This window comes from Paucibacter sediminis, assembly GCF_030254645.1.
GTDB lineage: Bacteria > Pseudomonadota > Gammaproteobacteria > Burkholderiales > Burkholderiaceae_C > Paucibacter_B > Paucibacter_B sediminis.
The window spans coordinates 1,544,173-1,571,164 of sequence record NZ_CP116346.1; the positions used below are offsets into that span (position 1 = coordinate 1,544,173).

Consider the following 26,992-nt stretch of genomic DNA (forward strand, 5'->3'; position numbering starts at 1 on the left):
GGTCCGCGCGTTTACCAGACCTTGCAGCGCTCGGCCTGCGGCTTGACCATCTGCTGCCCGGGCTTGCAGGCAAAGGCTTTCTCGAACTCGGGCATGTTCACCACCACGCCATTGATGCGGTAGCGGCCCGGCGAATGCGGGTTGGTGAGCGCCTGCACACGCAGCGCCTCGGGGCGCGCGTTGTTGCAGTCCCATTGCGCGAAGCCGACGAAGAAGCGCTGCTCGGGCGTGAGGCCGTCGCGGTTTTCCAGCGCCATGCCGGCGGTGTGCGCCTTCCAGGCCGACAGCGCCAGCACCAGGCCGCCCAGGTCGGCGAGGTCCTCGCCCAGCGTGAGTTTGCTGTTGATCTTGATGTCGTCGACGATGGTGTACTGGGCGTACTGGTCCACCACGCAGGCGGCGCGCTGCTCGAAGGCCTTCGCATCCTTCCTGGTCCACCAGTCCTTCAGATTGCCCTTGGCATCGAACTGCCGGCCCTCGTCGTCGAAGCCATGGATCAGCTCGTGGCCGATGGTGCCGCCGGTGTTGCCATAGTTGGGCGCGGCGTCGAGCCTGGCGTCGTAAAGCGGCGGCTGCAGCACCGCGGCCGGGAAGTTGATGTCGTTCATCTGCGCGTTGTAATAGGCGTTCACCGTCTGCGGTGTCATGCCCCATTCGCCGCGGTCCAGCGGCTTGCCGATCTTGGCCAGCTGGCGCCGCGCCTCGAAGGCGTTGCCGCGCTGCACATTGGCGAGGAAATCGCTGCGCGAGACCTCGAAGGCGCCGTAGTCGCGCCACTGGTCGGGGTAGCCGACCTTGTTGACGATGCTGTGCAGCTTGTCCATCGCGCGCGCCTTGGTGGCCGCGCTCATCCAGGGCAGGGCGTTCACGCTCTCGGCCATCGCGGCCTCGATCTCGCCGGTCATCTTCTGCGTCTGGGCCTTCAGCTCGGGGCTGAAGTTCTTCTGCACGAACTCCTGACCCAGGGCCTCGCCCAGCTGCGCGTCCACCAGCTCGACACAGCGCTTCCAGCGGCTCTTGAGCTGCGGCACGCCATTCAGCGCCTGGCCGAAGAAGTCGAAGTTCAGCTGCACCAGCTCCTGGTTGAGATAGGGCGCCGCGCTGCTCACCAGCTGCCAGCGCAGATAGGTCTTGAGCTCGTCCAGGCTCATCGCCTTGAGATGCTTGTCCAGCGCCTTGAAGAAGGCCGGCTCGGTGACGTTGACGGTGTTGAGCCTGGCATCCACGCCGAGCGCGCGCCGGTAGGCGGCCCAGTCGAAGCCGGGGGTCAGGTCTTGCAGGCCGCGCGCGTTGAGCTTGTGGAATGTCTTGTAGGGGTCGCGCTTGTCGACGCGGCTGAGCGTGGCGCGCGCCAGCAGGGTCTCGGTGGCCAGCACGCTGCGGGCGGCGGCCTGCGCGGCGGCGGGGCTTTCGCCCAGGGCTTCGAAGGTGCGCGCGATATGGCTGCGGAACTGCTCGCGCAGCTGCAGCGCCTTCTCGTCCTGCTGCAGATACATGTCGCGGTCGGGCAAGCTGATGCCGCCGGCCACCGCGAAGGCGATCACCTGGCTGGAGTTGGCGAAATCCTGGTTGGCGCCGAAACCGAACAGCAGGCGGTCGTTGCCGCTGACCAGGTGCAGGGCGGCCAGCAGGGCCGGCAGCTGCTGCTTGCTGCCGAGCGCGGCGATGCGGTCCAGCAGCGGCTGCAGCGGCTTGAGGCCTTGTGCGTTGGCGGCCTCCTCGTTCATGCAGGCGGCGAAGTAGTCGCCCATCTTGGCCTGGTTGGCGCTCAGCTTGGCGCCGGCGGCGCCGTCCCTGGCCAGCTGCTCCAGCGTGCCCCAGAGGTAGCGCTGGTTCTCGTTGGCCATCTTGGCATACACGGACCAGCGCGACTGGTCGGGCGGCACCGGGTTGTTGCTCAGCCAGCCGCCGCAGGCATATTGGTAGAGATCCTCGCAGGGATCGGCCGTGCGATCCATCGCCGCCGGGTCGAGGCTGGGCGTGTAGGGCAGGCTGGCGAGGGGCGTCTCCTGGGCGGCGGCCAGACCGCAGACGGCGGCGGCGGCGAGGGACAACAACAACTGCTTCTTGGGCATGGTGCGGCTCTTTGGTGAAGAGCCGGCATTCTCGGCCAAGCGCGGGCCGCGCTCAAAGGTCACCCAGCAGCGCCAGCAGGCGCTGCCAGAGTTTGTTGCCGGCCAGGCCGTTGCTCATCAGCACCAGGCCGCTGCCGCGCGCCGGCGCGAACTGGCTGAAACAGCGGAACCCCGTGCTGTTGGTACCACTGTGATAGGCGATCAGGCCCTGCGCGCCGCGCTCGACCGCCCAGCCCAGGCTCCAGAACACCCGGTCGCCGCGCGCCCGGGCGGGCCGCGGCAGGGGCTGGCGGTCGCCGGCCTCGAGCTGCGGCGCCAGCATGGCGCTGCGCCACTCGGCGCCGAGCGCATGCGCCGCGCCGGGCCGCGGCTCCAGCAGGGCGGCGATGAAACGCGCGTAGTCGGCGGCAGTGGTGTAGAGGGTGTAGCCGGCATTGGCCCGGCGGTAGTCGCTGGCCGGCAGCGGCCGGCCGGCTTCGTCGTGGCCGCGCGCGCGCAAGGCATCCAGCGCGGGCGTGAGCACAAAGCCGCTGTGGCTCATGCCCAGGGGCTGGAACAGCTGGCGCTCGGCCAGGGCCTGCAGCGGCAGGCCGGTGATGCGCTCCAGCACGCGCTGCAGGTAGTAATAGCCCTCGCCCGAATACGCGAAACGCGCGCCGGGCTCGAAGCCGAGCTGCAGCGGCCCATGCTCGGCATCGCCGGCGCGCCAGTTGGGCAGGCCCGAGCTGTGCGAGAGCAGCATGCGGGCGGTGATGCGCGCCTGCGCCGGCTGCGCGGGTTCGAAGCGCTCGTCCGCATAGTCCAGCACCGGCCGGTCCAGCGCCAGCCGCCCGGCCTGCACCAGCTGCATGGCCAGATAGGCCAGCACCGGCTTGCTCATCGAGGCGGCCTCGAACACCGTGTCGGCGCGCACCGGCTCGGCGCCGCCGCGCTCGCGCAGGCCCAGGTGGGCGGCCCAGCAGACCCTGGCCTCGCGCAGCAGCACCAGGCTCGCGCCCGGCACGTCCAGCTCGGCCAGCCAGGCCGGCAGTTCGCGCGCCAGCTGCGCAAGGCGTGCATCGGGCGCGTCGGCGGCCTCCGGCTCGGCCGCACGCCCGCGCGCGGGCAGGGCCAGCATGGCCAGCGCCGCCAGGCTCAGGCGCCGCCCGGTATCAGCGGAATTGATATTGCGCGCTGAGGTAGAAGAAGCGGCCACGCGTGTCGGTATAGCTCGGGTCATAACCGGACAGGAAGAACCAGGCCTGCTGCGAGAACGGCGGGGCGGTGTTGAACAGGTTCTTCACGCCGGCGCGCAGGGTCAGCGCGGCGTTGAACTTCCAGGCCCCGGTCAGATCCCACAGCGAGTAGGCGCCCACCTGGCGATCGACCTTGCCGATCACGGTCTGGTCCGTGTAGGCGGACAGGTAGCTGTTGGACAGCGTGGCGCTCCAGGGGCCCTGCTCCCAGTCCGCCGCCAGCGTATGGCGCCAGCGCTGCACCACGCCATCGTTGATGAAGTGGCCCAGGTTGCTGATGTAGGGATCGCCATTGCCGGTCTGCTGCTTGGACTCCAGCGTCCAGGTGCCATTCAGCCGCAGGCCGAAGGTGCCGATGCTGCTCTTCAGGCCCGACAGCGCCACGCCCAGGTCCAGGCCCGAGATCTTCTGGCGGCCGCGGTTTTCCTTCACCAGGTCGATATGGTCGATCACACCGTCCTCGTCGCGGTGCACCAGGCTGCCGTATTTGTCGAGATGGGCCAGGATGGAATCCACCCCCAGGGTGCTGATCAGCTCGCGCTTCTGGATGTTCCAGTAGTCGAGGCTGAAGTTCATGCCGCGCTGCGGCTCCAGCACCGCGCCCAGCGAGAACTGGCGCGAGCGCTCGGGCTTGAGCTTGGGGTTGCTGAACTGGAAGGTGGCCCAGGTGTCGGAACAGTCGGTCACGGTGTTGCCGGGGTCGGCGGCCATGCACACCGGGTCCACCAGGGTGGCGGCGGTGCCCTGGGTGACCGGGCGGTAGAGGTCCGACAGGCTGGGCGCCCGGAAGCCCGCGCCCACCGAGGCGCGCAGCAGCAGCTCCTTGGACGGCACGTATTTCAGGCCCAGCTTGGGGCTGGTGGCGCTGCCGGTAACCTGGTAGCGCTCGTAGCGCAGCGCGGCCTGCAGCTCCAGCTCCTTGGTGACCGGCGCGCTGAGCTCGGCGAACACGCCGGCCACCTTGCGCGAATGGCCGAAGTCGGCATCCGGGCCCTGCGAGGTCTCGCCCAGGATCAGGTCCTGCGCCAGCGCATCGGACTGGCGGTAGTTCTGCTTCTCGCGGCGGAATTCGCCGCCCAGGGCCAGGGCCAGGTCGCCGCCGGCCAGGGCCCCGAGCGCGCGGCTGGCCTTGAAGTCCAGGCTGTCCATGCTGCCTTCGGCGCGCCGCACCTCGCCGCGGATCTGCGCCGCCTCGTACAGCGCCAGGCCGGCCGCGCTGGAGGGGCCGAAGGGGTTGAGCGTGCCGGCGGCAAAGCCGTCGCGGATCATGGGCTCGTTGAGATAGCCCTGGTGGTCGCGATCGGAGACGGTGCTGCTGCTGTGGTTGAAGGCGACCTCGTAGTCCCACTTGGCGAGCGTGCCGTTCACGCCGGCCACATAGCGCTGGTTGGTCGACACCAGCTCGCTGGTGCGCAGGCCGGCCTCGCTGAGCCGGGTGCGCACGGTCATGATGCGGTCTTCGTCATCGGCCGCCAGCTTGGCCAGGCTGGTGCCGGCCAGCGCGGGCACCTTGGACACGTCCATGTCGGCATCGACGCGATTCGGCGTGCCGGTGTACAGGGTCTTGGAGCGGCTCAGCGAGGCCTCGGCAAAGAACTGGTGGCCGCTGCCCAGGTCGAACACGCCGCGCCCGAACAGGCTGGCCTTGTCGGACTCCGGGTAGAGCTCGATGTCGCGCATGTAGTCGTAGGTACAGCCGTCCACGCCGCCGATGCCGTCCGGCAGGTAGAGCGAGGAGGGCCCATTGCAGCCCTTGGCCGCGGCCGGGTTGATGGTGCGGCTGCTGATGACGCTCTTGCCATTGGTGGAGAAGCCGTCGGCGATGAGCGTCCTGCGCTGGCTGCTGCTGAGCCGGATATTGCCGGGGAAGGAGGCGCTGGAGAGCAGGTCCGGCAGGCGCTCGGGGATCTTCAGCTCGTCGATGAACTTGCGCTGGTTGGCGTTCAGGCTGCTGGTGCGCTGCAGGTCGATCACGCCGAACACATTGAAGCCGTCGCGGCTCACGTCGCCAGCGCCGCCGGCCACCGAGGCGGTGCGCTTGGCTCCGCCGCCCTCGCTGGTGCCGCCGGCACTGGCATTGAGCTCGACGCCGCGGTAGTCCTTGCGGGTGATGAAGTTGATCACGCCGCCGATGGCATCGCTGCCGTAGAGCGCCGAGGCGCCGTCCAGCAGCACCTCGACGCGCTGGATCGCAGCGGCCGGAATGCTGTTGAGGTCCACGCCCGAGGCATCGCCGGGCGAGGCGAAGTTGGCCATGCGCCGGCCGTTCAGCAGCACCAGCGTGGACGACACGCCGATGCCGCGCAGATTGGCGCCATTCATGCCCATCTGGTCGCGGAAGCCGCCGTAGCCGATGCTGCCGCCATCGGTCAGGTTGCTGGCGCTGGCGCTGAGCCGGGCGACGATCTCGGCCGCGGTGGTGAGGCCCTGCTTGGTGATGTCCTCGCGGCTGATCACCTGCACCGGCAGCGCGCCCTCGCTCTCCAGGCGCTTGATGGCGGAGCCGGTGATCTCCACGCGGTTCAGCGTGTCGGTGCTCTGCGCCCAGGCCGGCAGGGCCAGCATCAGGGCCGCGGCCAGCGCGGTGCTGCGCATTTGCGGCGGCAGCGAAGATGCGGCGAGGTAGGGGCGCAGGGCTGGTTTCATGCTTGCTTCTCCAAGGGGGTGACGGGCAATTGAACGACGGAACGCGCCGGGCCAGTCTAGGAACAGCCGGCCCCGCGATCACCACGGGTTTCCGCGCCAAGTCGCTTGCTTGCAACTGGCTGTCGCTTCAAGGCAAGCCGCGCTGCGGCCGCTTGCGTGGAAGCGACATGTAGTTTTTCAATTGCGCGGCCGGCAGCGCCCCGCATGGCCGGGGCCATGCTGCGCTGCCATCATCGGCACCTAACGCGGCACTTGGCCATCACCAGCATGCAAAGCAACTCCCGACACCCCCTGAGACTCGGCGCGCAAGGCCTGACCCTCTTGCTGGCCAGCGCCTGCTGGCTGGCCGCGCAGGCCGCCACGCCCAGCGCCGCCAAGACGCCGCCCGCGCCCAAGACCCCGCCGGCGATCAGCCATGTGCTGGCCGCGCCGCCCGCCAGCGATGCGGCCGAGCCGGCCATCAAGGGCCATGCGGTGCCGATCGGCGGGGCGCTGAAGTCCGACAACGACGAGGTCTGGGGCCGGCTGGTGAGCCTGGCCGGCGGCAAGGGCGCGCGCTTCGTGGTGTTCGGCACCGCCGCGGAAGATCCGGAAAGCAGCGCCAAGCAGGTGGTGGAGCTGCTGCAGCGCCGCGGTGCGGTGGCCGAGGCTCTGCCAGTGGCGCCCAAGTTCGGCTGGGTGGACCTCAACAAGGTGGTGCGCGACCCGGCCCTGATCGCCAAGGTGCGCAATGCCAAGGGCGTGTTCTTCACCGGCGGCTCGCAGGAGCGCATCGTCGACGTGCTCTACCCCGGCGGCCATGCCACGCCCATGCTCGACGCGATCTGGGACGTCTACCGCCGCGGCGGTGTGGTGGCCGGCACCTCGGCCGGCGCCGCCATCATGAGCAAGGTGATGTTCCGCGACGCACCCAGCGTCATCAGCATCATGAAGGGCAAGTGGACCGAGGGCAAGCAGATCGACCGCGGCCTCGGCTTCGTCGGCCCCGATCTGTTCGTCGACCAGCATTTCCTCAAGCGCGGCCGCTTCGGCCGCATGATCCCGCTGATGATGGCCAAGGGCTACAAGCTGGGCCTGGGCGTGGAGGAGAACTCGGCCGCGGTGATTCGCGGCGACGAGGTCGAGGTGATCGGCGGCAAGGGTGCCCTGCTGGTGGATCTGACCGACGTGAAGAGCGACCCGACCCTGGGCGCGCTCAACCTCACCAATGCGCGCCTGACCTATCTGGACCATGGCGACCGCTTCAACCTGAAGACGCGCGTCACCACGCCGTCAGCCCTGAAGCTGCGCAGCCAGAGGCTGGAGCCCGGCGCGCCCGACTTCAAGCCCTATTACACCGACCCGCTGTTCTATTCCGACATGCTAGGCGATTCGGCGATCTCCAACGCGATGAGCTACCTGATCGACAGCAACCTGCCCGAGGTGCGCGGCATCAGCTTCGAGGCCGCGCCCAAGCCGGGCGAGAGCCTGGCCGAGCTGGGTTTCGTGTTCCGCCTCTACAAGGGCCCCGGCAGCATAGGCTGGAGCACCGACGAGCTGGGCCCCGAGGACTACACCGTCATCAACCTCTACCTCGACATCACCCCGGTGCGCCTGCCGCAGCCGCTCTACGGCCCCTGGGCGCCGGCCAACCGCGGCACCAGCCCCGCCGCGACCGAGCGCGACGGCAGCGCGCAATAGGCGGCCGGGCCATGCAGATCGTCCGCCATGCCCTGCTCCCGGCCACCCCGGGGCTGACACATGAACTCATCAGCCTGCATTACGGCCGCCCCGGCCACGGGCTCAAGGCCAGCATCCAGGCCTCGTTGCACGCCGACGAGGTGCCGGGCATGCTGGTGGCCCAGCACCTGCGCGAGCTGCTGGACGAGCTGGAAGCCGCCGGCCGCATCGAGGGCGAGATCGTGCTGGTGCCGGCCGCCAACCCGCTGGGCATGAGCCAGTGGCAGCTGCGCGGCATGCAGGGCCGCTTCGAGTTCTACAGCGGCGAGAACTTCAACCGCCACTATGCCGACCTGGCCGAGCCGGTGGCACACCAGGTGCAAGGCCTGTTGGGGCCGGACCCGCTGGCCAATGTGCAGCTGGTGCGCGCGGCGCTGCGCGAGGCGGTGGCCGCGCTGCCGGCCGGCACCGTGCTGGCCAGCCTGCGCCGCACCCTGCTGAGCCTGGCGATCGATGCCGACATCGTGCTGGACCTGCATTGCGATGGCGAGGCCCTGCTGCATTTCTATACCGCCGAGGCGCTCTGGCCCGAGGCCGCCCTGCTGGGCCGCTGCCTGGGCGCCGAGCTGGCGCTGCTGGCCGATGCCTCGGGCGACGACCCCTTCGACGAGGCCTGCTCGATGGTCTGGGCGCGGCTGCGCGCGCGCCTGGCCAACGGCCCCAGCGCCGGCTGGCCGCTGCCGCTGGCCTGCCTGGCCGCCACCATCGAGCTGCGTGGCGAGAGCGATGTGCGCCACGAGCTGGCGCGCCGCGACGCGCTGGCCATCGTGCATTACCTGGCCGAGCGCGGCCTCATCAGCGGCGCCGTGGCGCAGCTACCCGAGGCGGCTTGCGAGGGCCTGCCGCTGTCGGGCTCGATGCCGCTGCTGGCGCCGCAGGGCGGGGTGCTGGTGTTCCTGCGCGAGGTCGGTGCGCGCCTGCGCGCCGGCGAGCCGGTGGCCGAGCTGATCGACCCCATCAGCGGCCAGCGCAGCATCGTCACGAGCCCCATCGACGGCCTGTTCTTCGCGCGCGAGAACCGCCGCATGGCGGTGCCCGGCATGCGCCTGGGCAAGGTGGTGGGCCGCCAGGCGCTGCGCGCCGGCAAGCTGCTGTCGGCCTGAGGGACTGTGCAGCATTGGCCTTAGGATGAGTCGGTGCCCGGCCCGATCAAACTGACGCGTTGCGCCTTCCTGCTGCTGCCCGGCTTCGGCCTGCAGACGCTGGCGGGCGCCATGGAGGCGCTGGCCGCCGCCAAGCAGCTGTTGGACGGCGAGGCCTACGAGAGCCTGCTGCTGGGGGCCGAGCGCAGCGTCACGGCCGGCGTGGGCGCACGCCTGCAATGCCAGCCGCTGGCCGAGCTGGGCCAGCTCGGTGACGACGCGCGCGAGCCCGGCCTGGACGCGGTGTTCGTGGTCAGCGATGGCGCCTGGCAGGAGCAGGAGGCGCTGGCGCTGGCGCCCGCGCTGCTGCCCTGGCTGCGCGCCTGCGCCGCGCGCGGGCTGGTGCTGGGCGGCCTGGGCTGCGGCGCGGCCTGGCTGGCCGAGGCCGGCCTGCTGCGCGGCTACCGCGCCACGCTCAGCTGGCCGCATGGCGCGGCGCTGGCCGAGCGCCACCCCGAGGTGCTGCTGAGCCAGCATCTCTACGAGCTGGACCGCGACCGCCTCAGCTGCGCCGGCCAGCAGGCCAGCCAGGACCTGCTGCTGGCCTGGCTGGGCCAGCGCCACGGCGAGCGCATTGCGCAGGAGCTGGCCATGGCCCTGGGGCTGGAGCGCCTGCGCGGCCGCGACGAGCACCAGCGCCAGAGCGGCCGCCTGGGCGGCGCCGGCAACAACGGCGGCTCGGCCAAGCTGGCGGAGGCGGTGGCGCTGATGGAGGCCAATCTCGGCGAGCCGCTGTCCACCGAGGACATCGCCGGCCTGGTGGGCGTGTCGCGCCGCCAGCTGGAGCGCCTCTTCAAGCAGCATCTGGACACCCTGCCGGCGCGCTGGTACCTGAGCCTGCGGTTGGAGCGGGCGCGCCGCATGTTGCGCCAGACCAGCCAGTCGGTGCTGCAGATCGGCCTGTCCTGCGGCTTCGCCACCGCCTCGCATTTTTCCAACGCCTACCGCGCCGGCTTTGGCTGCACGCCGCGCGAGGAGCGCAGCCGCCAGAGCCAGGCCTGGCGCCCCCCGGCATGAGGATTCGCCATCATGAGTGACCACCACCCGCTGTGCCGCTACCTGCTGCGCCCGGCCCTGCCCGCCGACCTGGCGGCGCTGGAGCGCCTGGCCCATGCCAGCGCGATCGGCATCTCCTCCCTGCCCAGCAACCGCGCGGCCCTGCAGGACAAGCTGGAGCGCTCGGCCCATGCCTTCGAAAGCGAGGACGACGCCACCGGCGAGGAGATCTATCTGTTCGTGCTGGAGGATCTGGCGCGCGACGGCGCCATCATCGGCACCAGCGGCATCGAGGCCAGCCCCGGCTTCCACGATCGCTTCTACAGCTACCGCAACGAGTTCATCGTGCAGGTGAGCCCCGAACTGGGCACGCGCAACCGCATCCACACCCTGCACCTGTGCCACGACCTCACCGGCGTGAGCCTGCTGACCGGCTTCCACATCGACCCCGCCTATGCCGACGGCCTGGCGCCGCAGCTGCTGTCGCGCGCGCGCCTGCTCTTCATTGCGCAGTTCGCCGAGCGCTTCTCCGACCGCATCGCCTCCGAGAACCCCGGCCCGGCCGACGACAACGGCGGCTGCCCCTTCTGGGACGCGGTGGGGCGGCGCTTCTTCGACATGGACTACCCCAGCGCCGAGGCCCTCACCAGCGGCCGCAACAAGGCCTATATCGCCGAGCTGATGCCGCAGTCGCCGATCTATGTGCCGCTGCTGGACGAGCCCGCGCAATGGGCGCTGGGCCAGCTGCACGCGGTGGGCGAGCTGCCCTTCGCCATCCTGCTGGACGAGGGCTTCGAGGCCGACACCTATATCAACATCTACGACGGCGGCCCCACCGTGGAGGGGCGGCTGCAGACGCTCAAATCGGTGCGCCGCGCGCGCCGCCGGCCCAGCCAGGCCGGCACCCTGCAGCCCGGCGCGCGCTGGCAGCTGGTGAGCAACGGCCGGCGGCGCGACTTCCGCGCCGTGCTGCTGCCGGCCGATGCGGCACCGACGCTAACGCTCGACGAGGCCAGCGCCGCCGCGCTGGCGCTGCGCATCGGCGAGCCGGTGCTGGCGGCGGCGCTGGATTGGGCCGCGCCGGCCGGCGCAGAGGAGGCGGCATGAAATCGAGCAACCTGCACGTACGCGCGGTGAGCGTCGAGGATCTGGCCCCCGGCAAAGGCGGCCTGCGCAGCCTGCTGCCCGGCGGCACCGACACGACCCTGCCCGCGCCCGAGAGCGGCGAGCAATGGCTGCTGGTGGAGCGCCTGGGCGTGGATGGCGGCCGGCCACTCGCCTGCCTGCGGCTGCGTGCCGGCATCGGCCTGCAGGCGCCGCGCCATTGGTACCACGTCGGCTGCGTCGTGCATGCGGCCAAGCCCCTGCAGCTGTTCCACCGCCAGAGCACCCTGCTGCTGGGCAGCGACCATGCCGGCGCCAGCGAGCTGGCCGACCTGTGCTGGGCGCGCGCGGGCCTGAGCCTGGCCGAGCAGGCCGCGGCGCTGCGCCTGCTGCTGCGCGCCGCCCTGCTGCAGCTGGCGCAACAGCGCCACGCGCATGGCGTGAGCCTGATCATCGAATTGCCCGGCCCGCGCGACGACGAGGGCCGCTCGCCCTTCTGGCAGGGCCTGGGCCGGCATTTCTATGCCGGCGAGATGATGGGTCATACGGCCGGCCTGGCGGCCCGCCATGGCCCCGACTGGCGCGCCCTGGTGGCCGTGCTGCTGCCGCGCCAGCCGGTCTATGCCTCCTTCCTGCCGGCGGCCACGCAGGCGGCGATCGGCCAGGTGGATGCCTCGGCCCAGCTGCTGCCGGAGCTGCTGGGCAGCGAGGGCCTGGCCTATGACCACCATGTCGGCATCATCGACGGCGGCCCGGTGTTTGCCGCCTGCATCGACCGCCTGCCGGCCCTGCTGCAGGCGCGCCGGCTGAGCCTGGCCGAGGGCGGCGACGCGGCCACGTCCGAGCCCTGGCTGCTGGCCCTGCCGGGCCAGCAGACCCTGCTGCTGCGCGGCCGGCGCGAGGGTCAGGTCTTGCGCCTGGCGCAGGCGCTGCCGGCCGACCTGCGCCTGGCCGGCGATGCGCTAGTCTGGGCCCTGCCGCTGGAGCTCAACGCAGACCCGCGTTGATCTTTTCCAGCACCTCGCCGCCCGGGCAGAGCTCGGCCTCGCCCAGGGTGTTGAGCGGCCAGGCCACGGTGTTCAGGCCCAGGTGCAGATCGCGCGCCTCCGGGTCCACATAGAGCAGGCCGGTGGCGATCTCGCCGGCGGCGTGCAGGGCCTGCACCTGGTTCATCGCGGCGATGCGGTCGGTGGCGTCGTAGTCGGGCTTGACGCGGCGCAGCCGCATGGTGCTGCCGTCGTGCTGGGGCACGCACACCAGGTCCTCGTCAGCGCCCACGGTCTGCTCGGGCGCCAGATCGATGAAATCGATACGGCTGACCGCCTCGTTGTGCTCGCGCACATAGTCGTAGCTGCGCGTGCTGCCGGCATGGTTGTTGAAGGCCACGCAGGGGCTGATGACGTCGATGAAGGCGGCACCGCCATGGCGGATCGCGCCCTCGATCAGCGGCACCAGCTGGGCCTTGTCGCCGCTGAAGCCGCGCGCCACATAGGTGGCGCCCAGCTGCAGGGCCAGGCTCACCAGATCGATCGCGGCGTCGTGGTTGACCGCGCCCTTCTTGGCCACCGAGCCGCGGTCGGCGGTGGCGCTGAACTGGCCCTTGGTGAGGCCGTAGACGCCGTTGTTCTCGACGATGTAGACCATGCGCACGCCGCGCCGCATCGCATGCGCGAACTGGCCCAGGCCGATCGAGGCCGAGTCGCCATCGCCCGAGATGCCCAGGTAGAGCAGGCCGCGGTTGGCCAGGTTGGCGCCGGTCAGCACGCTGGGCATGCGGCCATGCACGGTGTTGAAGCCATGGCTGGCGCCGAGGAAATAGTCCGGCGTCTTGCTGGAGCAGCCGATGCCGCTGAGCTTGGCGACGCGGTGCGGCTCGATGTCGAGCTGCCAGCAGGCCTGCACGATGGCCGAGGAGACCGAATCGTGCCCGCAGCCGGCGCACAGGGTGGAGACCTTGCCCTCGTAGTCGCGCCGCGTGTAGCCAACGCGGTTCTTCGCCAGCGAGGGATGGTGGAGCTTGGGTTTGGCCAGGTAGGTCATTCGGCGGCTCTCCTAGCGCGGGGTGGTTGCCAAAGCATGGACATGGCGCGTGATCGCCTGCGTGATGAAGCGCGCGGTGATGGGCGTGCCGTCGAAGTGCAGCACCTTGGTCAGGCGCGCCGGCGCCACTTCCAGCTCGTTGATCAGCAGGGTGCGCATCTGCGCGTCGCGGTTCTGCTCCACCACGAAGACCTGGTCGTGGGCGGCGATGAAGTCGCGCACGCTCTGCGGGAAGGGGAAGGCGCGCAGGCGCAGGCCGTCGAGATGGATGTCGGCCGCGTCCAGCGCTTCCAGCGCCTCGTCCATGGCCGGCGCGGTGGAGCCGAAATAGATCACCCCCAGCCGCGTCTTCTGCGCCGCGGGCTTGAGCACCGGCTGCGGCACCAGCGTCGCGGCGGTGGCGAACTTGCGCAGCAGGCGCTCGACATTGCGCAGGTAATCGGGCCCCGCCTCGGAGTAGCGCGCGTATTCGTCGCGCGTGGTGCCGCGCGTGAAATAGGCGCCGCGCGTCGGGTGCGTGCCGGGCAGGGTGCGCCAGGGGATGCCGTCGCCGTCCACATCCTTGTAGCGGCCGAAATCCTTGCCGGCCTCCAGCTCCTCGGCCGTCATCACCTTGCCGCGGTCGTACGTGCGGCTCTCGTCCCAGGCCAGCGGCTCGCACAGGCGCTGGTTCATGCCGATGTCCAGATCGGTCATCACGAACACCGGGGTCTGCAGCCGGTCCGCCAGGTCCAGCGCCGCCGCCGCATGCTCGAAGCATTCGCGCGGGTCCTGCGGCAGCAGCAGCACATGCTTGGTGTCGCCATGCGAGGCATAGGCGCTGCTGATCAGGTCGGCCTGCTGGGTGCGCGTGGGCATGCCCGTGGAGGGGCCGCCACGCTGCACATCGATGATGGTGAGCGGGATCTCGGCGAAATAGGCCAGGCCCAGGAACTCGGTCATCAGCGAGACGCCCGGCCCCGAGGTAGCGGTGAAGGCGCGTGCGCCGTTCCAGCCCGCGCCGGTGATCATGCCGATGGAGGCGATCTCGTCCTCGGCCTGCACGATGGCGTAGCGATGCTGGCCGGTGGCGGGGTCGACGCGGTACTTGCTGCAGTATTTGTCGAAGGCCTCGGCCACCGAGGACGAAGGCGTGATCGGGTACCAGGCGCACACGGTGGCGCCGCCGTACACGCAGCCCAGCGCCGCCGCGCTGTTGCCGTCGAGGAAGATGCGATTGCCCACCTTGTCGGCGCGCCGCACCTTCAGGCCCAGGCCCTGCGTGAGGTGGTCGCGCGCGAACTCGCGGCCCGCATGCAGGGCGCGCACATTCGAGTCCAGCAACTTCTCCTTGCCCCGGTACTGCTCGGCAAACAGCCTTTCAATCACCGCCGGGTCCATGTCCATCAGCTGCGAGAGCGCGCCCAGCACCATGATGTTCTTGAACAGCTGGCGCTGGCGCGAGTCCTCGTAGGTGGCGTTGCAGATCGCGGTGACCGGCATCGCGATCACCTCCACGTCCTTGCGGAAGGCCTCGGGCGGCAGCGGCTTGGTGCTGTCGTAGAACAGATAGCCGCCGGGGCTGATCTCCTTGACGTCCTGGTCCCAGGTCTGCGGGTTCATCGCCACCATCATGTCGACGCCGCCGCGCCGGCCCAGCCAGCCGGCCTCGGAGACGCGCACCTCGTACCAGGTGGGCAGGCCCTGGATGTTGCTGGGGAAGATGTTGCGCGGGCTGACCGGCACGCCCATGCGGAGGATGGCCTTGGCGAACAGCTCGTTGGCCGAGGCCGAACCCGAGCCGTTGACGTTGGCGAACTTGACGACGAAGTCGTTGACGGCTTCGATGCGGCTCATGCTGTCACCTTCCTCTCTGCAAGCGGGGCACGTGCGGGGGTGTCGCGGCAGGCCGGCCCGGCCTTGGTGGTGAGCAGCAAGAACTTCTGCATGTCCCAGGCGCCGGTGGGGCAGCGCTCGGCGCACAGGCCGCAGTGCAGGCAGACGTCCTCGTCCTTCACCATCACGCGCGCGGTCTTCAGCGTGCCGCTGACGTAGAGGTCCTGGGCCAGGTTCAGCGCCGGTGCCTTGAGGCGCTGCCGCAAGTCCGCTTCCGCGCCGTTCTCGACAAAGCTGATGCTGTCCATCGGGCAGATGTCCACGCAGGCATCGCACTCGATGCAGAGCTTGTCGGTGAACACCGTCTGCACATCGCAGTTGAGGCAGCGCTGAGCCTCCTTGAAGGCGGTGGCGGCGTCGAAGCCCAGCTCCACCTCCACGCGGATGCTGGCCAGCGCCTTCTCGGCGGCGGCCCAGGGCACCTTGTGGCGCAACTCGTTGGTGATGCCGTTGTCGTAGCTCCACTCGTGAATGCCCATCTTCTGCGAGAGCAGGTTGACATGCGGCGGCGGGCGCTTCGTCACCGGCTCGGCGTGCAGATAGCGGTCGATCGACACCGCCGCCTCGTGGCCATGCGCCACCGCGGTGATGATGTTCTTGGGGCCGAAGGCCGCATCGCCGCCGAAGAAGACCTGGGGCAGGCTGGACTGGAAGCTCTGTGCGTCCAGCAGCGGCAGGCCATGCTCGTTGAAGGCGATGCCCGCATCGCGCTCGATCCAGGGGAAGGCGTTCTCCTGGCCCACCGCGATCAGCACCTCGTCGCAGGGGATGCTGACTTCCTCGCCGGTCTGCGCCTTCTTGAAGCGCATGCCGGTGAGCTTGCCGCCCTCATGCTCGAAGGCCAGCGGCACATGGAAGTCCAGGATCGGGATGCCCTCATGCTCGGCATCCTCCTTCTCCCAGGGCGAGGCCTTCATCTGCGCATAGCCGCTGCGCACCGCCACCGTCACCGAGCTGGCGCCCAGGCGGCGCGCCGAGCGGCAGCAGTCCATCGCGGTATTGCCACCACCCAGCACGATCACGCGCGGCTGCACGCTCGTGACATGGCCGAAGGAGACCGAGGCCAGCCAGTCGATGCCTATGCGGATGCGCTCGCCCGCCTCCTGGCGGCCGGGCAGTTGCAGGTCGCGCCCGCGCGGCGCGCCGCAGCCCACGAACACGGCGTCATAACCCTCGGCAAGCAGGGCGCGCATCGATTCGATGCGCCGGCCCGCGCGCAGCTCCACGCCCAGGCCCAGGATGTAGCCGCATTCCTCGTCGATCACGCTCTCGGGCAGGCGGAAGCGCGGGATCTGGCTGCGGATGAAGCCGCCGGGCTTGGTCTCGCCATCGAACACGGTGACCGCATAGCCCTGGGTGGCGAGGTCGCGCGCCACCGTCAGCGAGGCCGGGCCGGCGCCCACGCAAGCCACCTTCTTGCCGTTGCGCGGCAGCGGCTTGGGCAGCAGGGCGCGCAGCTCCTGGCTCTTGTGGTCGGCCGCGACGCGCTTGAGGCGGCAGATCGCCACCGCCTCCGGCTTCTTCTCGCCGACGTTCTTGTCCTCCACGCGGCCGCGCCGGCAGGCGGGCTCGCAGGGGCGGTCGCAGGTACGGCCGAGCACACCGGGGAAGACGTTGGAGACCCAGTTCACCATATAGGCGTCGTCGTAACGCCCCTGGCCGATCAGGCGGATGTACTCGGGGACGGGCGTGTGGGCCGGGCAGGCCCACTGACAATCAACGACCTTGTGGAAATAGGCCGGGTCTTGGGTATCGCTGCGCTGCACCTGGGTCGCCTCCTGTGCTGGAACGGTGCGAGGCACTCACCAGCTCCGGGCGTCGTGCGCCAAGCTGGGGCCTCACTACGCGGGCCAGTCTACGCCGGGTGCACCGGCTTGGGAGACGCGGGCAAACCCGCCCAGGCACAAAGCTGGGCAAAGACTGACACGCGTCAAACCCGTGCCGGCGCTCAGCGCCGGCCGCGCGTCTGCCACAAGGGCTTCTTGCCCTTGAGATGCCGCTCGATGCCGTCGTTGAGGCGGCTGCGCAGGTCCACCACCGCGTCCACCTGGCCGAAGATGCCGGGGAAGCGCAGGTCCAGCCACAGCCACAGCGTGCAGCTGCGCAGCGCCTGTTCCATGCGGTCGAGGCGGCTGTGCTCGTCCACGTCTTCCAGGAACCAGGGCGAGCCGGCCGAGCCGGTGACGGCGTGACGGTGCGTCCAGTCGAGGAACTCCTGCACCTGCGCGTCGGTGCGCGTGTCCACCGGCGCCTGGGCGTAGATGAAGCGCTGCTTCAGGCCCAGCGTGCCGGCGCTGCGGTCCAGCTGATCGGCCAGCTCCAGCATCTGCTCCAGCTCGGCCACCGCGAAATGGGCGTCGTCCAGGCGCAGCTGGTCCATGAAGACGTCCAGCACCGCGCGCAGCTTGTTGAGGCCCATGCGGTCGGCGATGGTGGAGACATGCCACCAGTTGGGCGCCACCGCGGCCTTGAAGTCGCGCGGCGCGCGCGGCTGCTTGGGCAGCAGATCCTTGAGGGTGCGCGCGGCACTCGGCTCGGCCTCGCGCAGCACGCCGCAGAAGCCCTCGTCATGCATGCCGTAGCGGCCCGCGCGGCCGGCGATCTGGTGCACCTCGGAGACGCTCAGCGCGCGGTCGGCCTGGCCGTCGAACTTGGTCATGGTGCTGAAGAGCACGCGGCGGATCGGCAGGTTCAGCCCCATGCCGATGGCGTCGGTGGCCACCAGGATGTGGCTGGCGCCGTTGGCAAAGCGCTCGGCCTCGCGGCGCCGCACCTCGGGCGGCAGGGCGCCGTAGATCACCGAGACCGGATGGCCGGCCTGCGCAATCTGGTCGCGCAGCATCAGCACCTCGCGGCGGCTGAAGGCCACCACCGCATCGCCCTTCTTGAGCGCCGCGATCGGCACCGCCGCGGGCAGCAGCTGCACCTCCTGCTTGCGCTCGAAGTGCCGCACCGTGCAGCGCTCGCCGCACAGGCCCAAAAGGTTCTCGATCGCCGGCACCGCATAGGCCGAGCAGATGATAATGACCTCGTTGGCCGGCACCGCCACGATGGCCTGGGTCCAGGCCCAGCCGCGGTAGAGATCGAACAACATCTGCGCCTCGTCGATCACCGCCACGTCGATGGGCTTGTTGGTGTTGACCATCTCGATGGTGCTGGAGACCACGCGCGCGCCATCGGCCGGCACGTTCTCCTCGCCGGTGAGCAGCGAGCAGGGCACGCCGCGGCCCACCAGGCGGTCGCGGCCCTCCAGCGCCAGCAGGCGCAGCGGCGCCAGGTAGGCGCCATCATGCGCGGCCGCCAGGCGCTCGAAGGCCGCATGGGTCTTGCCGCTGTTGGGCGGGCCCACATAGAGCGTGACACTGCGCTGCATGCGGCGCGCCACGTCGAAGGTGTCGGGGTAGCCCTGGAAAGCCAGCTCGCTGGTGAGGCCGGCGAGGGTGTTGAGTTCGGCGACGCGGTGTTCCCAGCGGTCCTGCGCGCGCGTGCAGCCGGCCTTCAGATCGGCCAGCGACTGCGGCGTGGCGCATTCGGCCTGCAGGCGCGGCAGCAGCGAATCCAGGTGTTCCTCGTGGAAGGCCTCGCTGCGCGCCAGCAGGCCCTGCAGATGCGCTTGCAGCTCGGCCGCCTGGGCATAGCGCGGCGCGGCGCCCAGCGCGGCCTTGAGCGCGGCCGCCTCGCCGCTGCGGTAGAAGTCCCACACCGGCGCCTCGTCCTGCGGCACGCGGTAGGCCACCGGCACGCGCCAGCCGGGGCGGTCCAGCGTCAGCGTCTGGCTACACAAGCGGCTCCAGGCCAGGCCCTCGCGGCGCAGGCCCAGCGCCTCCAGCTGGGCCGTGCGCTGCTGCATCTGCGCGCGCACCGTGGGCGCCGTGCCCACCACGTCCAGATGGCGCAGCGCCGTGGCCATCAGCGCGGGGGCGATCCAGCGGCTGGGGCGCGTGCCCGCCACGGCCTTCTGCAGCAGGATCAGGCCCAGGCGATCCAGCTCGTCCTCATGGGCGTCGCCGAAATCGGCCGGCGTGCAGACCTGCGGCAGCTGGTAGGCGGCCTGGCGTATGCGCTGCAAGGCCTCCAGGCCGATCTCGGCGGGCAGGCGGCTGGCATGGCGGGGATGAGGCAGGAGCTTGGTAATGGGCATGGAGAGCGTGCCGGCTTGAGGGGCACGCGGAGCAAAGAGAGTTACTTGGAAGCCCGGGCCAGCACTTCGGCCTGCCACAGCTTGGTCAGCTTCTTCGCCTCCCAGGCCCAGATGGCGGGATGCAGGGCGCGCGAGGCCTTGTACTGGCTGGCGTCGATCAGGCCGCGCGCCACATCGGGGGTCAGCTCCAGGCTGTCGACGCGGATCGGGCGCGCATGGCCGCGCGCCAGATTGGCCTGGCCGGCATCGCTGAAGATGTATTCACGCGTCAGCATGGCCGCATTGGGATGCGGCGCATGCTTGTTGATGATGGTGGTGTAGCCGCTGGTGATCGAGCCGTCCTCGGGAATGAAGACCTCGTAGTCGCCCGGGTTGGGCACGCGCTTGCGCATCGCCAGCGCGACGAAGTCCCACATCACATGCACATCGGCGAGGTTCTGGTTCATCGGCACCGGGCCGGGGTAGATGTAGAGCAGCCGCCCCTCGCGGTGCATGGGCGCGAACTGGGCCAGCGCGGGCTGCAGCTGGGTCTCGTTGCCACCCAGGGCCACGGCCGCCGCCAGCACCGCGGCATTCGCCTGCGCGCTCGGGCCCACCTCGCCCAGCAGCACGCGGTACTGGCCCTTGAAGAGCGCCTGCCAGCTGCGCGGCGGCTTGGGCAGGCGGCGGGTGTTGACCATGAAGGCGATGGTGCCGGTATAGGCCAGCGCCCAATGGCCATCGGGGTCCTTGGCCCACTCGGGAATCTCGGCCCAGCTGCTGGGCTTGTAGGGGCGCGTCACGCCGCGGCTGCGCGCGATCGCGCCGAACTCGAAGCCGACATCGCCGATGTCCACCGTGGCGGCCTTGCCCTCGGCCTCCAGCAGCGCGATTTCCTCGCCGCTGGTCATGTTGCGGTCGCTGTGCACCAGGCCGTGCAGGCGGCGCAGCTCGGCCCAGGTATCGCGCCAGTTGGCCCAGCTGTCTGGCATGCCCAGGCTGTGGATGCGGCCCTCGGCACGGGCGGCACGCTCCAGCTCCTTGAGCGTGGGCAGCTCGGCCCAGGCCGACCGCGACGGCGCGGCCATGCCGGTTGCGAGCAGGGCCATCAGGCGGCGGCGGTTCATCAGCGTGCGGAAGTGGGGGAAGGTGGCGGGCAAGCGGGCATTTTCGCCGCAAAAGCCGCCGCGACCCAGGGGGGGCCTAAAACCGCGTGCCCAGGGTCAGGTCCAGGCCGGGAAAGGTCATGCGCTCGAACAGCTCGTTGACGCGCTCGGCGCTCCAGTCCTGCGCCTCGTCCATCCACCACACCAGCATCGACCAGAGCGCCCCCACCACGTACTGGGTGGCCAGATCCACCGCCGCACCGCCCTGGCCGGGCGGCTGCCCCTGCGCGAGCTCGGCATGCACCAGGGCGCGCAGCATGGCGCGCATATGGCGCTCCACGCTCACCTCGCTCTCGCGCGCCACCGTCATGCGGTAGAGCTGGCGGTGGCTGGCCAGATGCTGGAAGAAGGCCAGGCTGAAGCCCAGGCGCCGATCCGGCGCACGCGCCGACTCCAGCCAGCCGCGCAGCCCCTGCACGCTGTGGCCCAGCAGCTCGTCCTTGCTCTCGAAATGCGCATAGAAGGTGGCACGGCCGACGCCGGCGCGGTCCAGCAGGTTCTGGATCGTCAGGCGCTCGTAGCCGCGCTCGCACATCAGCGAGAAGAGGGCTTCCAGCAAGAGCTCGCGGCTGCGTTGCGCGCGGCGATCGGGCGGTTTGACAACAAGTTCTGGCATGTTCTCGAACAAAGCGGTGCTGGCTATTCGCTAACGAACAGGCGCTGCCGGCTTGTTCGGGGCTTTTGGTCTGCTGAACAGTATGTTCGGGTCCATGCCAAGCAACAAGAGCAGCGACCCGATGCCGCAAGACCTGACCCCCGCCCTGATCGCCCTGCACGGCGTGAGCAAGCGCTACGCATCGGCGGCGCGCCCCTGCACCGCGCTGCAAGACCTGAGCCTGCGCATCCAGCCGGGCGAATGCGTGGCCGTGATGGGCCCTTCGGGCAGCGGCAAGACTACCCTGATCAACCTGCTCACCGGCATCGACAGCCCCAGCAGCGGCGAGATCCTGGTGGCCGGCCAGCCCATCCACCGGATGAGCCAGGAGGCGCTGACGCGCTGGCGCGGCCGCCAGGTGGGCGTGGTGTTCCAGTTCTTCCAGCTGCTGCCCACGCTGACGGTGGCCGAGAACGTGATGCTGCCGATGGATTTCTGCGGCAGCCTGGCGGCTCGCGAGCGCCGCCCGCGCGCCCTCGATCTGCTGCAGCGCCTGGGCATCGTCGAGCATGCCGACAAGCTGCCGGCCGAGCTCTCGGGCGGCCAGCAGCAGCGCGCCGCGATCGCGCGCGCCCTCGCCAACGACCCGGCCATCCTGGTGGCCGACGAGCCCACCGGCAATCTCGACTCCGCCACCGCCGACGAGGTGATGGGCCTGCTGGCGGCCCTCACGCGCGAGGGCAAGACGGTGCTGACCGTGACCCACGAGCGCGAGCTGGGGCACTTCTTCACGCGCACCCTGCTGCTGCGCGACGGCCGGCTGGTGCACGACTCGGCCACCGCGCGGGTGGCGGCATGAGCCCGCGCTGGACCAAGATCTGGCGCGATATGCAGCACAGCGGCGGCCGCATGGCGCTGATCGTGGCGGCGCTGGCGGCCAGCATGGCCGGCGTGGTGACGATGCTGAGCGCCTACCTGGTGCTGGCGCGCGAGGTGCCGCTCAACTACCTGGGCACCCAGCCCGCCGCGGCCCAGCTGGAGCTGCAGCACGAGCCCTCGGCTGCGCTGCTGCAGCGCCTGCGCGCCCGGCCCGGCGTGCGCGGCGCCGAGCTGGGCGGCACCCTGCTGGGCCGCATCCAGGTCGGCCAGCAGGGTTGGATGCCGCTGATGCTGTTCGTGGTGTCGGACTTCGAGGCCTGGCAGATCAACCGCGTGCACGCCGACAGCGGCAGCTGGCCGCCGCCCCCCGGCAGCCTGCTGATCGAGCGCAGCGCCATGGCCATGAGCCAGGCCCGCGTGGGCGGCCAGGTGCAGATCGAGCTGCCCGCGGCCGGCCGCATCGGCATCGGCGTGGCTGGCACCGTGCACGACCCCGGCGTGGCGCCGGCCTGGCAGGAGCAGACCGTCTACGCCTATGTCAGCCAGGCCACGCTGGCGCAGCGCGGCCAGCCGCTGCCGCTGGACCTGCTCAAGCTGCGGCTGCACGACGATGCCGAGTTGCCGGCGATCGAGGCCGAGGTGCAGCGGCTCGCCGCCTGGCTGGCCGAACAGGGCGAGCCGGTGCTGCAGGCGCGCATCCCGCCGCCACGCCTGCACCCGCACCAGTCGCAGATGATGACGGTGGTGGGCATGCTGCTGATCTTCAGCCTGCTGGGCCTGCTGCTGGGCGCGGTGCTGACGGCCAGCACCATCGGCGGCCTGCTGGCCCAGCAGCGACGCCAGATCGCCATCATGAAGGCGATCGGCGCGCGCTCGGCCCAGATCGCCACGCTCTATCTGCTGATGGTGGGCCTGCTGGGCCTGGCCGCCGTGGCGATCGGCTGGCCGCTCGGCTGGGCGGCCGGGCGCGGCCTGATGAGCCTGGTGGCGCAGCTGCTCAATCTGCGCCTGGACAGCCTGGCCTTGCCTGGCTGGATGCTGCCCGCCAGCGTGGGCGTCGGCATCGTCGCGCCGCTGCTGGCCACGCTGCTGCCGATCTGGCTGGCGGCACGGCGCACCGTGCGCGCCGCCATCGACGACCATGGCGTGAGCGCCAGCGCCGCGGCCGACAGCGGGCCGGGCGGACGGCTCATGGCCCGGCTGCTGGCGCGCCTGAGCCTGGGCGATGCGGCCCTGACCCTGGCGCTGCGCAATACCTTCCGGCGCCGCGCCCGCCTGTTCATGACCCTGCTGCTGCTGGGCGGCGCGGGTGCCATGTTCATCACCAGCCTGAACCTGCGTGCGGCCTGGGAGGCGCGCGTGCAGGAGGCGGCGGCCGACCGGCATTTCGATCTCGAGCTGCGCCTGGAACAGCCGCAGCCGCTGGCGCGGCTGGAGCCGCTGTTGCGCGGCGCCCTGCCGGGCCTGCGCGCGTTCGAATCCTGGAGCATCAGCGCCACCTCCCTGCATCAGGGCGGCGGGCTGGAGGTGGTGCACAGCTATCCCGACGGCGGCCATGGCAGCCTGGCGCTGCGCGCCGCACCGCCCGCCACCGCCCTGATCGCGCACCGCCTCGGCGCCGGCCGCTGGCTGCGCGCGGGCGAGCGCGGCAGCGTGGTACTCAACAGCGGCGCCAGCCAGGCGTCAGGCCTGCGCGGCGCGCGGCCGGGCGACTGGCTGGACCTGGAGATCGCGGGCCGGCCGCAGCGCCTGCTGGTGGTGGGCATCATCAAGGAGCCGCTCACCCCCAGCGCCCTCTACACCACGCCGGAAAGCTATGCCGAGCTGACCGGCACGGCCGGCCACAGCAATGCCCTGCGCATCGCGCTGCGGGATGGCAGCGACGCCGAGCAGAGTGCCACGGCGCTGGTGGCCGCGCTGGAAGGGGCCGGCATGGGCGTGAAGTTTCTACTCACCGAAGCGCGCTTTGGCGCCGCCCAGGGTGGCCATGTCTACATCCTCGTCTACGCCCTCGCCTTCATCGCCGGCCTGATGGCCGTGGTGGGCCTGCTGGGCCTGGCCTCTGCGCTGGGCAGCGCGGTGCTGGAACGTACCCGCGAGATTGGCGTGCTGCGCACCATCGGCGCGGGCTCGGCCGCGGTGCTGCGCAGCGTGCTGGCCGAGGGCCTGGTGATCGCCCTGCTGAGCGTGCTGCTGGCCCTGCTGCTCGCCACCGGGCTCTCGGCGCGCGTGGGCGCGGTGCTGGGCGCGATCTCGCCGCAGCAGCTGCTGCTGCAGCTCTCGCCGCTGGCACTGGGCCTGTGGTTGCTGCTGCTGCTGCCCGGCGCGCTGCTGGTGAGCGCCTGGCCGGCGCGCCGCGCCGCGCGGCTGACGATACGCGAAACCCTCAACAGCTATTGATGCCAGGCACGCCATGAACAAGAAACTCGCGCTCGCCCTCCTGCTCGTGCTGCTGGCCGGCGCCGCCGTCTGGCTGCTCGGCGACGTCGATGCGCTGGCGCTGCTGAAGCGGCTGCACGGCCGCTGAGCACAGGCCGCGCCGGCTTATTTGTAGAAGGCCTCCACCTTGCCCTTGAGCTTGATCATCAGCGGATGGCCCTTGCGGTCCACGGTGCGGCCAGCGGGCACCTTGACCCAGCCTTCGCTGATGCAGTACTCCTCGACATCGAAGCGCTCCTTGCCGTTCAGGCGGATGCCGATGTCGCGCTCGAACACGGCGGCGTCGTGGAAGGGGCTGCGCGGGTCCACCGAAAGGCGGTCGGGCATGGCGGGGCTGGCTTGGGCTGCGTCGGTCATGGGAGTTCTGGATCTCGAATAGAGGATGGGTAAGGCGTGATTTTCCAGGATTTGGCGCGCGGGCTTGTCCGGGCGCAACAAGCTTGCAGCGCCAGGCTTGCAAGCGTGCTGCCGCGGCCTAGCTTATGAATAGGGGGTTCTTCCTCCGGCTGCCGAAAGGAGTGCGCCATGTTCAAGCATCTGCTCCTGCCTACCGACGGTTCCGCCGCCTCCGAGTTGGTGATCGCCAAGGCCATGATGCTGGCCCAGGAATGCGGCGCCAGGGTCACGGGCCTGCACGTGATCCAGCCCTTCCATGTGTTCGCCTACGACGTCGAGATGGTCGAGGACACCAAGGTGACCTATATGGCCCAGGCCGAGGCGCGCGCCGCGCGCTATCTGGCGGCCATCAGCAAGGCCGCCGCCGAGTGCAAGGTGGCTTGCGATGTGCTGTCGGTGGCCGACGAACATCCCTTCGAGGCCATCATCCGCACCGCCAAGGCGCGCGAATGCGACCTCATCACGATGGCCTCGCATGGCCGGCGCGGCTTCAAGTCGATGCTGCTGGGCAGCGAGACCCAGAAGGTGCTGACGCACAGCAATGTGCCGGTGCTGGTGTGGCGCTGAGGCCCATCAGGGCAGCGGGCGCTCCGGCCCCTGCGTGCCCTGGGCGCGCGCCGACAGATAGGCGTAGAGGTCGGCGATATGGGCGTTGACCTCGGGGTTGCCCTGCCAGGCGGGCATGCTGAGCGCGCCGGCCTGGCGCTGCAGCACCGCTTCGATGAGGGCGTCGCGCGCGGCGCCCTCGCTGCCGGCCTGCGCGGCCGGCAGATTCCAGTCATAACGCTGCAAGACCAGGCCCACGAAGCGGCGTGAGCCCATCTGCTGCACGCGCGGCAGCAGGTCGGGCGCGCCCGCCGTGCCGGTGGCGGCGGGGCCATGGCAGCGCGCACATTTGTCCTGAAACACGCGCCAGCCGGTGTAGACCGAGCCGGGCGGCTTGGCCTGGCGGGCCAGTTCCTGCGCCGGTTGCAGGTTCTGCACCTCGACGGCGCAGGCGCTCAGCAATGCGGCCGCGATCGCGACGATTGAAAGCTTGCTCATGGTCGGCACCTCCAGGGCTTGGCTGCCAGGCCCGATTGTGAGCCGCGCCCGAGGCCGGGCCTTGCCCTGCCTCAAGGCCTGGCCACCACCCGCGCCAGCGCCTGCTGCGCGCCCGTCACCGCCGCGATGCGCTCGCGCAGATAGCTGGCCAGGCGCGGCTGCTGGCTCTGCGCCACATTGAAGCGCAGGTGCGGATCGCCCGCGCCGTCGGCCATGAAGGTGGCACCGCGCACCAGCAGGATCTGGTTGCGGTAGGCGTCCTGCACCAGCGTCTCGACATCCACCCCCGGCGGCAGCGCGGCCCACAGGAACAGGCCGCCCTCGCTGGGCGTGTCGATCTGCATGCCGGCCTCGCCCAGCTGCCTCAGGCAGCTGTTGCGCGCCGTGATGAGCTTGCGCTGCAGGCGCTCCAGATGCTTGCGCCAGCGGCCCGCGGCGAGCAGCTCCAGGAACACCAGCTCGTTGAGCGCGGCGGTGGTCAGCACCTGGTAGATCTTCTCGCGCAGCAGTGCGCGCAGCAGCGCGGGCTCGGCGGCCATATAGCCCACCCGCAGCGCCGGGCTCACCGCCTTGCAGAAGCTGGAGTAGTAGATCACCCGGTCCAGCCCCGAGAGCGCGGCCAGCCGGGTCGGGTGGCCGGGGTGGAAATGGCCCTGCACATCGTCCTCGGCGATCAGCAGGCCATGGCGCTGGGCCAGCATCAGCAGGCGGTGCAGATTGGCCGGGCTGCTGCCCCAGCCGGTGGGGTTGTGCAGGGTGGTCTGGACGAAGAGCAGGCGCGGCTTGTGCACGCGGCAGGCGGTCTCGAGCTCGTCCAGATCGATGCCATCGGGGCGGCGCGTGATCGGCAGCAGGCGCAGGCCCAGCTCGCGCAGGCGGCCGAACATCAGGAAGTAGCCGGGGTTCTCCACCAGCACGGTATCGCCGGGCTGCAGCAGGGCGCGGCAGATCAGGTCGATCGCATGGGTGCCGCCGAAGGTGGTGAGCACGCGGCCGGCATCCGCCGCGATGCCCTGGCTGCGCAGCAGCATGGCGATGCGCTCGCGCAGCTCGGGCAGGCCCTGGGGCGGGCAGCGCGTGGCCATGCCGGCGGGGCTGCGCGCCAGCGCGCGCGTCAGCGTGCTGGCCGGCACGGCGTCCTGCAGCCAGCTGGCGGGCAGGGCGCCGCTGCTGGCCAGCAGCAGGCCGGCACGCTGGTCGTTGGCCTGCTGGGCCAGCCACACGGGCTCCTGCTCCTCACCCGCCTCCAGCGCCGCGGCATCGGGCAGCACCGCGGCCACCCCGGCATTGACGAAATAGCCCGCCGTGCCCTGGCTGTCGATCAGGCCCGCGGCGGCGAGCCGGTCGTAGGCCGCCACCACGGTGTTGGGGCTAACCGCCAGCTGCGCCGCCAGCTGCCGTATCGACATCAGCCTGGCACCGGCCGGCAGCTGGCCGTCCAGCATCAGGCCGCGCAGGCGTGCCTCGATCTGATCGGCCAGCGGGGTGGGGGAGTTGCGGTCGATGGAGAACATCGCGACC

General features: G+C 70.6%; 20 protein-coding genes. 8 read left to right on the top strand and 12 right to left on the bottom strand.

The window, feature by feature from the left end; all coding sequences use genetic code 11:
- Positions 1–11 precede the first annotated feature (11 nt).
- Genes PFX98_RS06935 through PFX98_RS06945 form a run of 3 tightly spaced genes read right to left on the bottom strand, consistent with a single transcriptional unit; the run spans position 12 to position 5,956 of the window.
- On the bottom strand, positions 12–2,075 hold the full coding sequence (locus PFX98_RS06935; RefSeq protein ID WP_285234451.1) for a M13 family metallopeptidase: 2,064 nt from the start codon (positions 2,073–2,075) through the stop codon (positions 12–14).
- A 52-nt stretch (positions 2,076–2,127) separates the two neighbouring features.
- Positions 2,128–3,270 (bottom strand): serine hydrolase domain-containing protein, encoded by a 1,143-nt coding sequence (locus PFX98_RS06940; protein WP_285234452.1) that lies wholly within the window; start codon positions 3,268–3,270, stop codon positions 2,128–2,130.
- On the bottom strand, positions 3,227–5,956 hold the full coding sequence (locus PFX98_RS06945; RefSeq protein ID WP_285234453.1) for a TonB-dependent receptor: 2,730 nt from the start codon (positions 5,954–5,956) through the stop codon (positions 3,227–3,229). Before PFX98_RS06945 ends, PFX98_RS06940 begins: the two co-directional genes overlap by 44 nt.
- 267 nt (positions 5,957–6,223) lie before the next feature.
- On the opposite strand from PFX98_RS06945, the gene PFX98_RS06950 reads away from it, so the two are divergent.
- The 5 genes from PFX98_RS06950 to PFX98_RS06970 are packed head-to-tail and all read left to right on the top strand — an operon-like array spanning position 6,224 to position 11,924.
- Positions 6,224–7,636, top strand: a complete 1,413-nt coding sequence (locus PFX98_RS06950) for a cyanophycinase (RefSeq protein WP_285234454.1) — start codon at positions 6,224–6,226, stop codon at positions 7,634–7,636.
- Positions 7,637–7,647: 11 nt separating this feature from the next.
- Positions 7,648–8,778, top strand: a complete 1,131-nt coding sequence (locus PFX98_RS06955) for a succinylglutamate desuccinylase/aspartoacylase family protein (protein ID WP_285234455.1) — start codon at positions 7,648–7,650, stop codon at positions 8,776–8,778.
- A 33-nt stretch (positions 8,779–8,811) separates the two neighbouring features.
- Positions 8,812–9,834: a GlxA family transcriptional regulator gene (locus PFX98_RS06960; protein ID WP_285234456.1), complete on the top strand. Its 1,023-nt coding sequence runs from the start codon at positions 8,812–8,814 to the stop codon at positions 9,832–9,834.
- Positions 9,835–9,846: 12 nt separating this feature from the next.
- The gene (locus PFX98_RS06965) at positions 9,847–10,920 is read left to right on the top strand and encodes an arginine N-succinyltransferase (protein ID WP_285234457.1); all 1,074 of its coding nucleotides are present in this window, start codon (positions 9,847–9,849) and stop codon (positions 10,918–10,920) included.
- Positions 10,917–11,924, top strand: a complete 1,008-nt coding sequence (locus tag PFX98_RS06970) for an arginine N-succinyltransferase (protein ID WP_285234458.1) — start codon at positions 10,917–10,919, stop codon at positions 11,922–11,924. The genes PFX98_RS06965 and PFX98_RS06970 overlap by 4 nt, the downstream gene beginning before the upstream one ends.
- On the opposite strand, the gene PFX98_RS06975 is transcribed toward PFX98_RS06970, so the two are convergent.
- The 6 genes from PFX98_RS06975 to PFX98_RS07000 form a co-directional block, all read right to left on the bottom strand.
- A complete protein-coding gene (locus PFX98_RS06975; RefSeq protein WP_285234459.1) occupies positions 11,905–12,957 on the bottom strand; it encodes a 2-oxoacid:ferredoxin oxidoreductase subunit beta in 1,053 nt (350 codons plus the stop codon). The genes PFX98_RS06970 and PFX98_RS06975 overlap by 20 nt on opposite strands.
- Before the next feature lie 12 nt (positions 12,958–12,969).
- Positions 12,970–14,793, bottom strand: a complete 1,824-nt coding sequence (locus tag PFX98_RS06980) for a 2-oxoacid:acceptor oxidoreductase subunit alpha (RefSeq protein WP_285234460.1) — start codon at positions 14,791–14,793, stop codon at positions 12,970–12,972.
- A complete protein-coding gene (locus PFX98_RS06985) occupies positions 14,790–16,598 on the bottom strand; it encodes an FAD-dependent oxidoreductase (RefSeq protein WP_285235550.1) in 1,809 nt (602 codons plus the stop codon). Before PFX98_RS06985 ends, PFX98_RS06980 begins: the two co-directional genes overlap by 4 nt.
- A gap of 182 nt (positions 16,599–16,780) precedes the next feature.
- Positions 16,781–18,973, bottom strand: coding sequence for a helicase-related protein (locus PFX98_RS06990; RefSeq protein ID WP_285234461.1), 2,193 nt, complete (start codon positions 18,971–18,973; stop codon positions 16,781–16,783).
- A gap of 41 nt (positions 18,974–19,014) precedes the next feature.
- Positions 19,015–20,112, bottom strand: coding sequence for an extracellular solute-binding protein (locus PFX98_RS06995; protein WP_285234462.1), 1,098 nt, complete (start codon positions 20,110–20,112; stop codon positions 19,015–19,017).
- Between the two features lie 43 nt (positions 20,113–20,155).
- Complete coding sequence (locus PFX98_RS07000) at positions 20,156–20,734, bottom strand: TetR/AcrR family transcriptional regulator (protein WP_285234463.1); 579 nt, start codon at positions 20,732–20,734, stop codon at positions 20,156–20,158.
- 94 nt (positions 20,735–20,828) lie between these two features.
- Between PFX98_RS07000 and PFX98_RS07005 the strand changes: the two genes are divergently transcribed.
- The gene (locus PFX98_RS07005) at positions 20,829–21,572 is read left to right on the top strand and encodes an ABC transporter ATP-binding protein (RefSeq protein ID WP_285234464.1); all 744 of its coding nucleotides are present in this window, start codon (positions 20,829–20,831) and stop codon (positions 21,570–21,572) included.
- Positions 21,569–23,992, top strand: a complete 2,424-nt coding sequence (locus PFX98_RS07010; protein ID WP_285234465.1) for an FtsX-like permease family protein — start codon at positions 21,569–21,571, stop codon at positions 23,990–23,992. Before PFX98_RS07005 ends, PFX98_RS07010 begins: the two co-directional genes overlap by 4 nt.
- 144 nt (positions 23,993–24,136) lie before the next feature.
- Here PFX98_RS07010 and PFX98_RS07015 read toward each other — a convergent pair whose 3' ends face one another.
- Entirely contained in the window at positions 24,137–24,388 is a 252-nt protein-coding gene (locus tag PFX98_RS07015; protein ID WP_285234466.1) for a DUF3297 family protein, read from the bottom strand.
- A gap of 168 nt (positions 24,389–24,556) precedes the next feature.
- On the opposite strand from PFX98_RS07015, the gene PFX98_RS07020 reads away from it, so the two are divergent.
- Entirely contained in the window at positions 24,557–24,994 is a 438-nt protein-coding gene (locus PFX98_RS07020; RefSeq protein WP_285234467.1) for a universal stress protein, read from the top strand.
- Positions 24,995–25,000: 6 nt separating this feature from the next.
- Here the strand turns inward: PFX98_RS07020 and PFX98_RS07025 are convergent, their stop codons facing one another.
- Entirely contained in the window at positions 25,001–25,471 is a 471-nt protein-coding gene (locus PFX98_RS07025) for a c-type cytochrome (RefSeq protein WP_285234468.1), read from the bottom strand.
- Positions 25,472–25,542: 71 nt separating this feature from the next.
- On the bottom strand, positions 25,543–26,985 hold the full coding sequence (locus PFX98_RS07030; protein ID WP_285234469.1) for an aminotransferase-like domain-containing protein: 1,443 nt from the start codon (positions 26,983–26,985) through the stop codon (positions 25,543–25,545).
- Positions 26,986–26,992 lie beyond the last annotated feature (7 nt).

Excerpts from the sequence above, each read along its gene's own strand:
- PFX98_RS06935 (WP_285234451.1), bottom strand. The coding sequence starts at position 2,075 with ATGCCCAAGAAGCAGTTGTTGTTGTCCCTCGCCGCCGCCGCCGTCTGC.
- PFX98_RS06945 (WP_285234453.1), bottom strand. The coding sequence starts at position 5,956 with ATGAAACCAGCCCTGCGCCCCTACCTCGCCGCATCTTCGCTGCCGCCG.
- PFX98_RS06950 (WP_285234454.1), top strand. The coding sequence starts at position 6,224 with ATGCAAAGCAACTCCCGACACCCCCTGAGACTCGGCGCGCAAGGCCTG.
- PFX98_RS06955 (WP_285234455.1), top strand. The coding sequence starts at position 7,648 with ATGCAGATCGTCCGCCATGCCCTGCTCCCGGCCACCCCGGGGCTGACA.
- PFX98_RS06965 (WP_285234457.1), top strand. The coding sequence starts at position 9,847 with ATGAGTGACCACCACCCGCTGTGCCGCTACCTGCTGCGCCCGGCCCTG.
- PFX98_RS06970 (WP_285234458.1), top strand. The coding sequence starts at position 10,917 with ATGAAATCGAGCAACCTGCACGTACGCGCGGTGAGCGTCGAGGATCTG.
- PFX98_RS06975 (WP_285234459.1), bottom strand. The coding sequence starts at position 12,957 with ATGACCTACCTGGCCAAACCCAAGCTCCACCATCCCTCGCTGGCGAAG.
- PFX98_RS06980 (WP_285234460.1), bottom strand. The coding sequence starts at position 14,793 with ATGAGCCGCATCGAAGCCGTCAACGACTTCGTCGTCAAGTTCGCCAAC.
- PFX98_RS06990 (WP_285234461.1), bottom strand. The coding sequence starts at position 18,973 with ATGCCCATTACCAAGCTCCTGCCTCATCCCCGCCATGCCAGCCGCCTG.
- PFX98_RS07000 (WP_285234463.1), bottom strand. The coding sequence starts at position 20,734 with ATGCCAGAACTTGTTGTCAAACCGCCCGATCGCCGCGCGCAACGCAGC.
- PFX98_RS07005 (WP_285234464.1), top strand. The coding sequence starts at position 20,829 with ATGCCAAGCAACAAGAGCAGCGACCCGATGCCGCAAGACCTGACCCCC.
- PFX98_RS07010 (WP_285234465.1), top strand. The coding sequence starts at position 21,569 with ATGAGCCCGCGCTGGACCAAGATCTGGCGCGATATGCAGCACAGCGGC.
- PFX98_RS07015 (WP_285234466.1), bottom strand. The coding sequence starts at position 24,388 with ATGACCGACGCAGCCCAAGCCAGCCCCGCCATGCCCGACCGCCTTTCG.
- PFX98_RS07020 (WP_285234467.1), top strand. The coding sequence starts at position 24,557 with ATGTTCAAGCATCTGCTCCTGCCTACCGACGGTTCCGCCGCCTCCGAG.
- PFX98_RS07025 (WP_285234468.1), bottom strand. The coding sequence starts at position 25,471 with ATGAGCAAGCTTTCAATCGTCGCGATCGCGGCCGCATTGCTGAGCGCC.
- PFX98_RS07030 (WP_285234469.1), bottom strand. The coding sequence starts at position 26,985 with ATGTTCTCCATCGACCGCAACTCCCCCACCCCGCTGGCCGATCAGATC.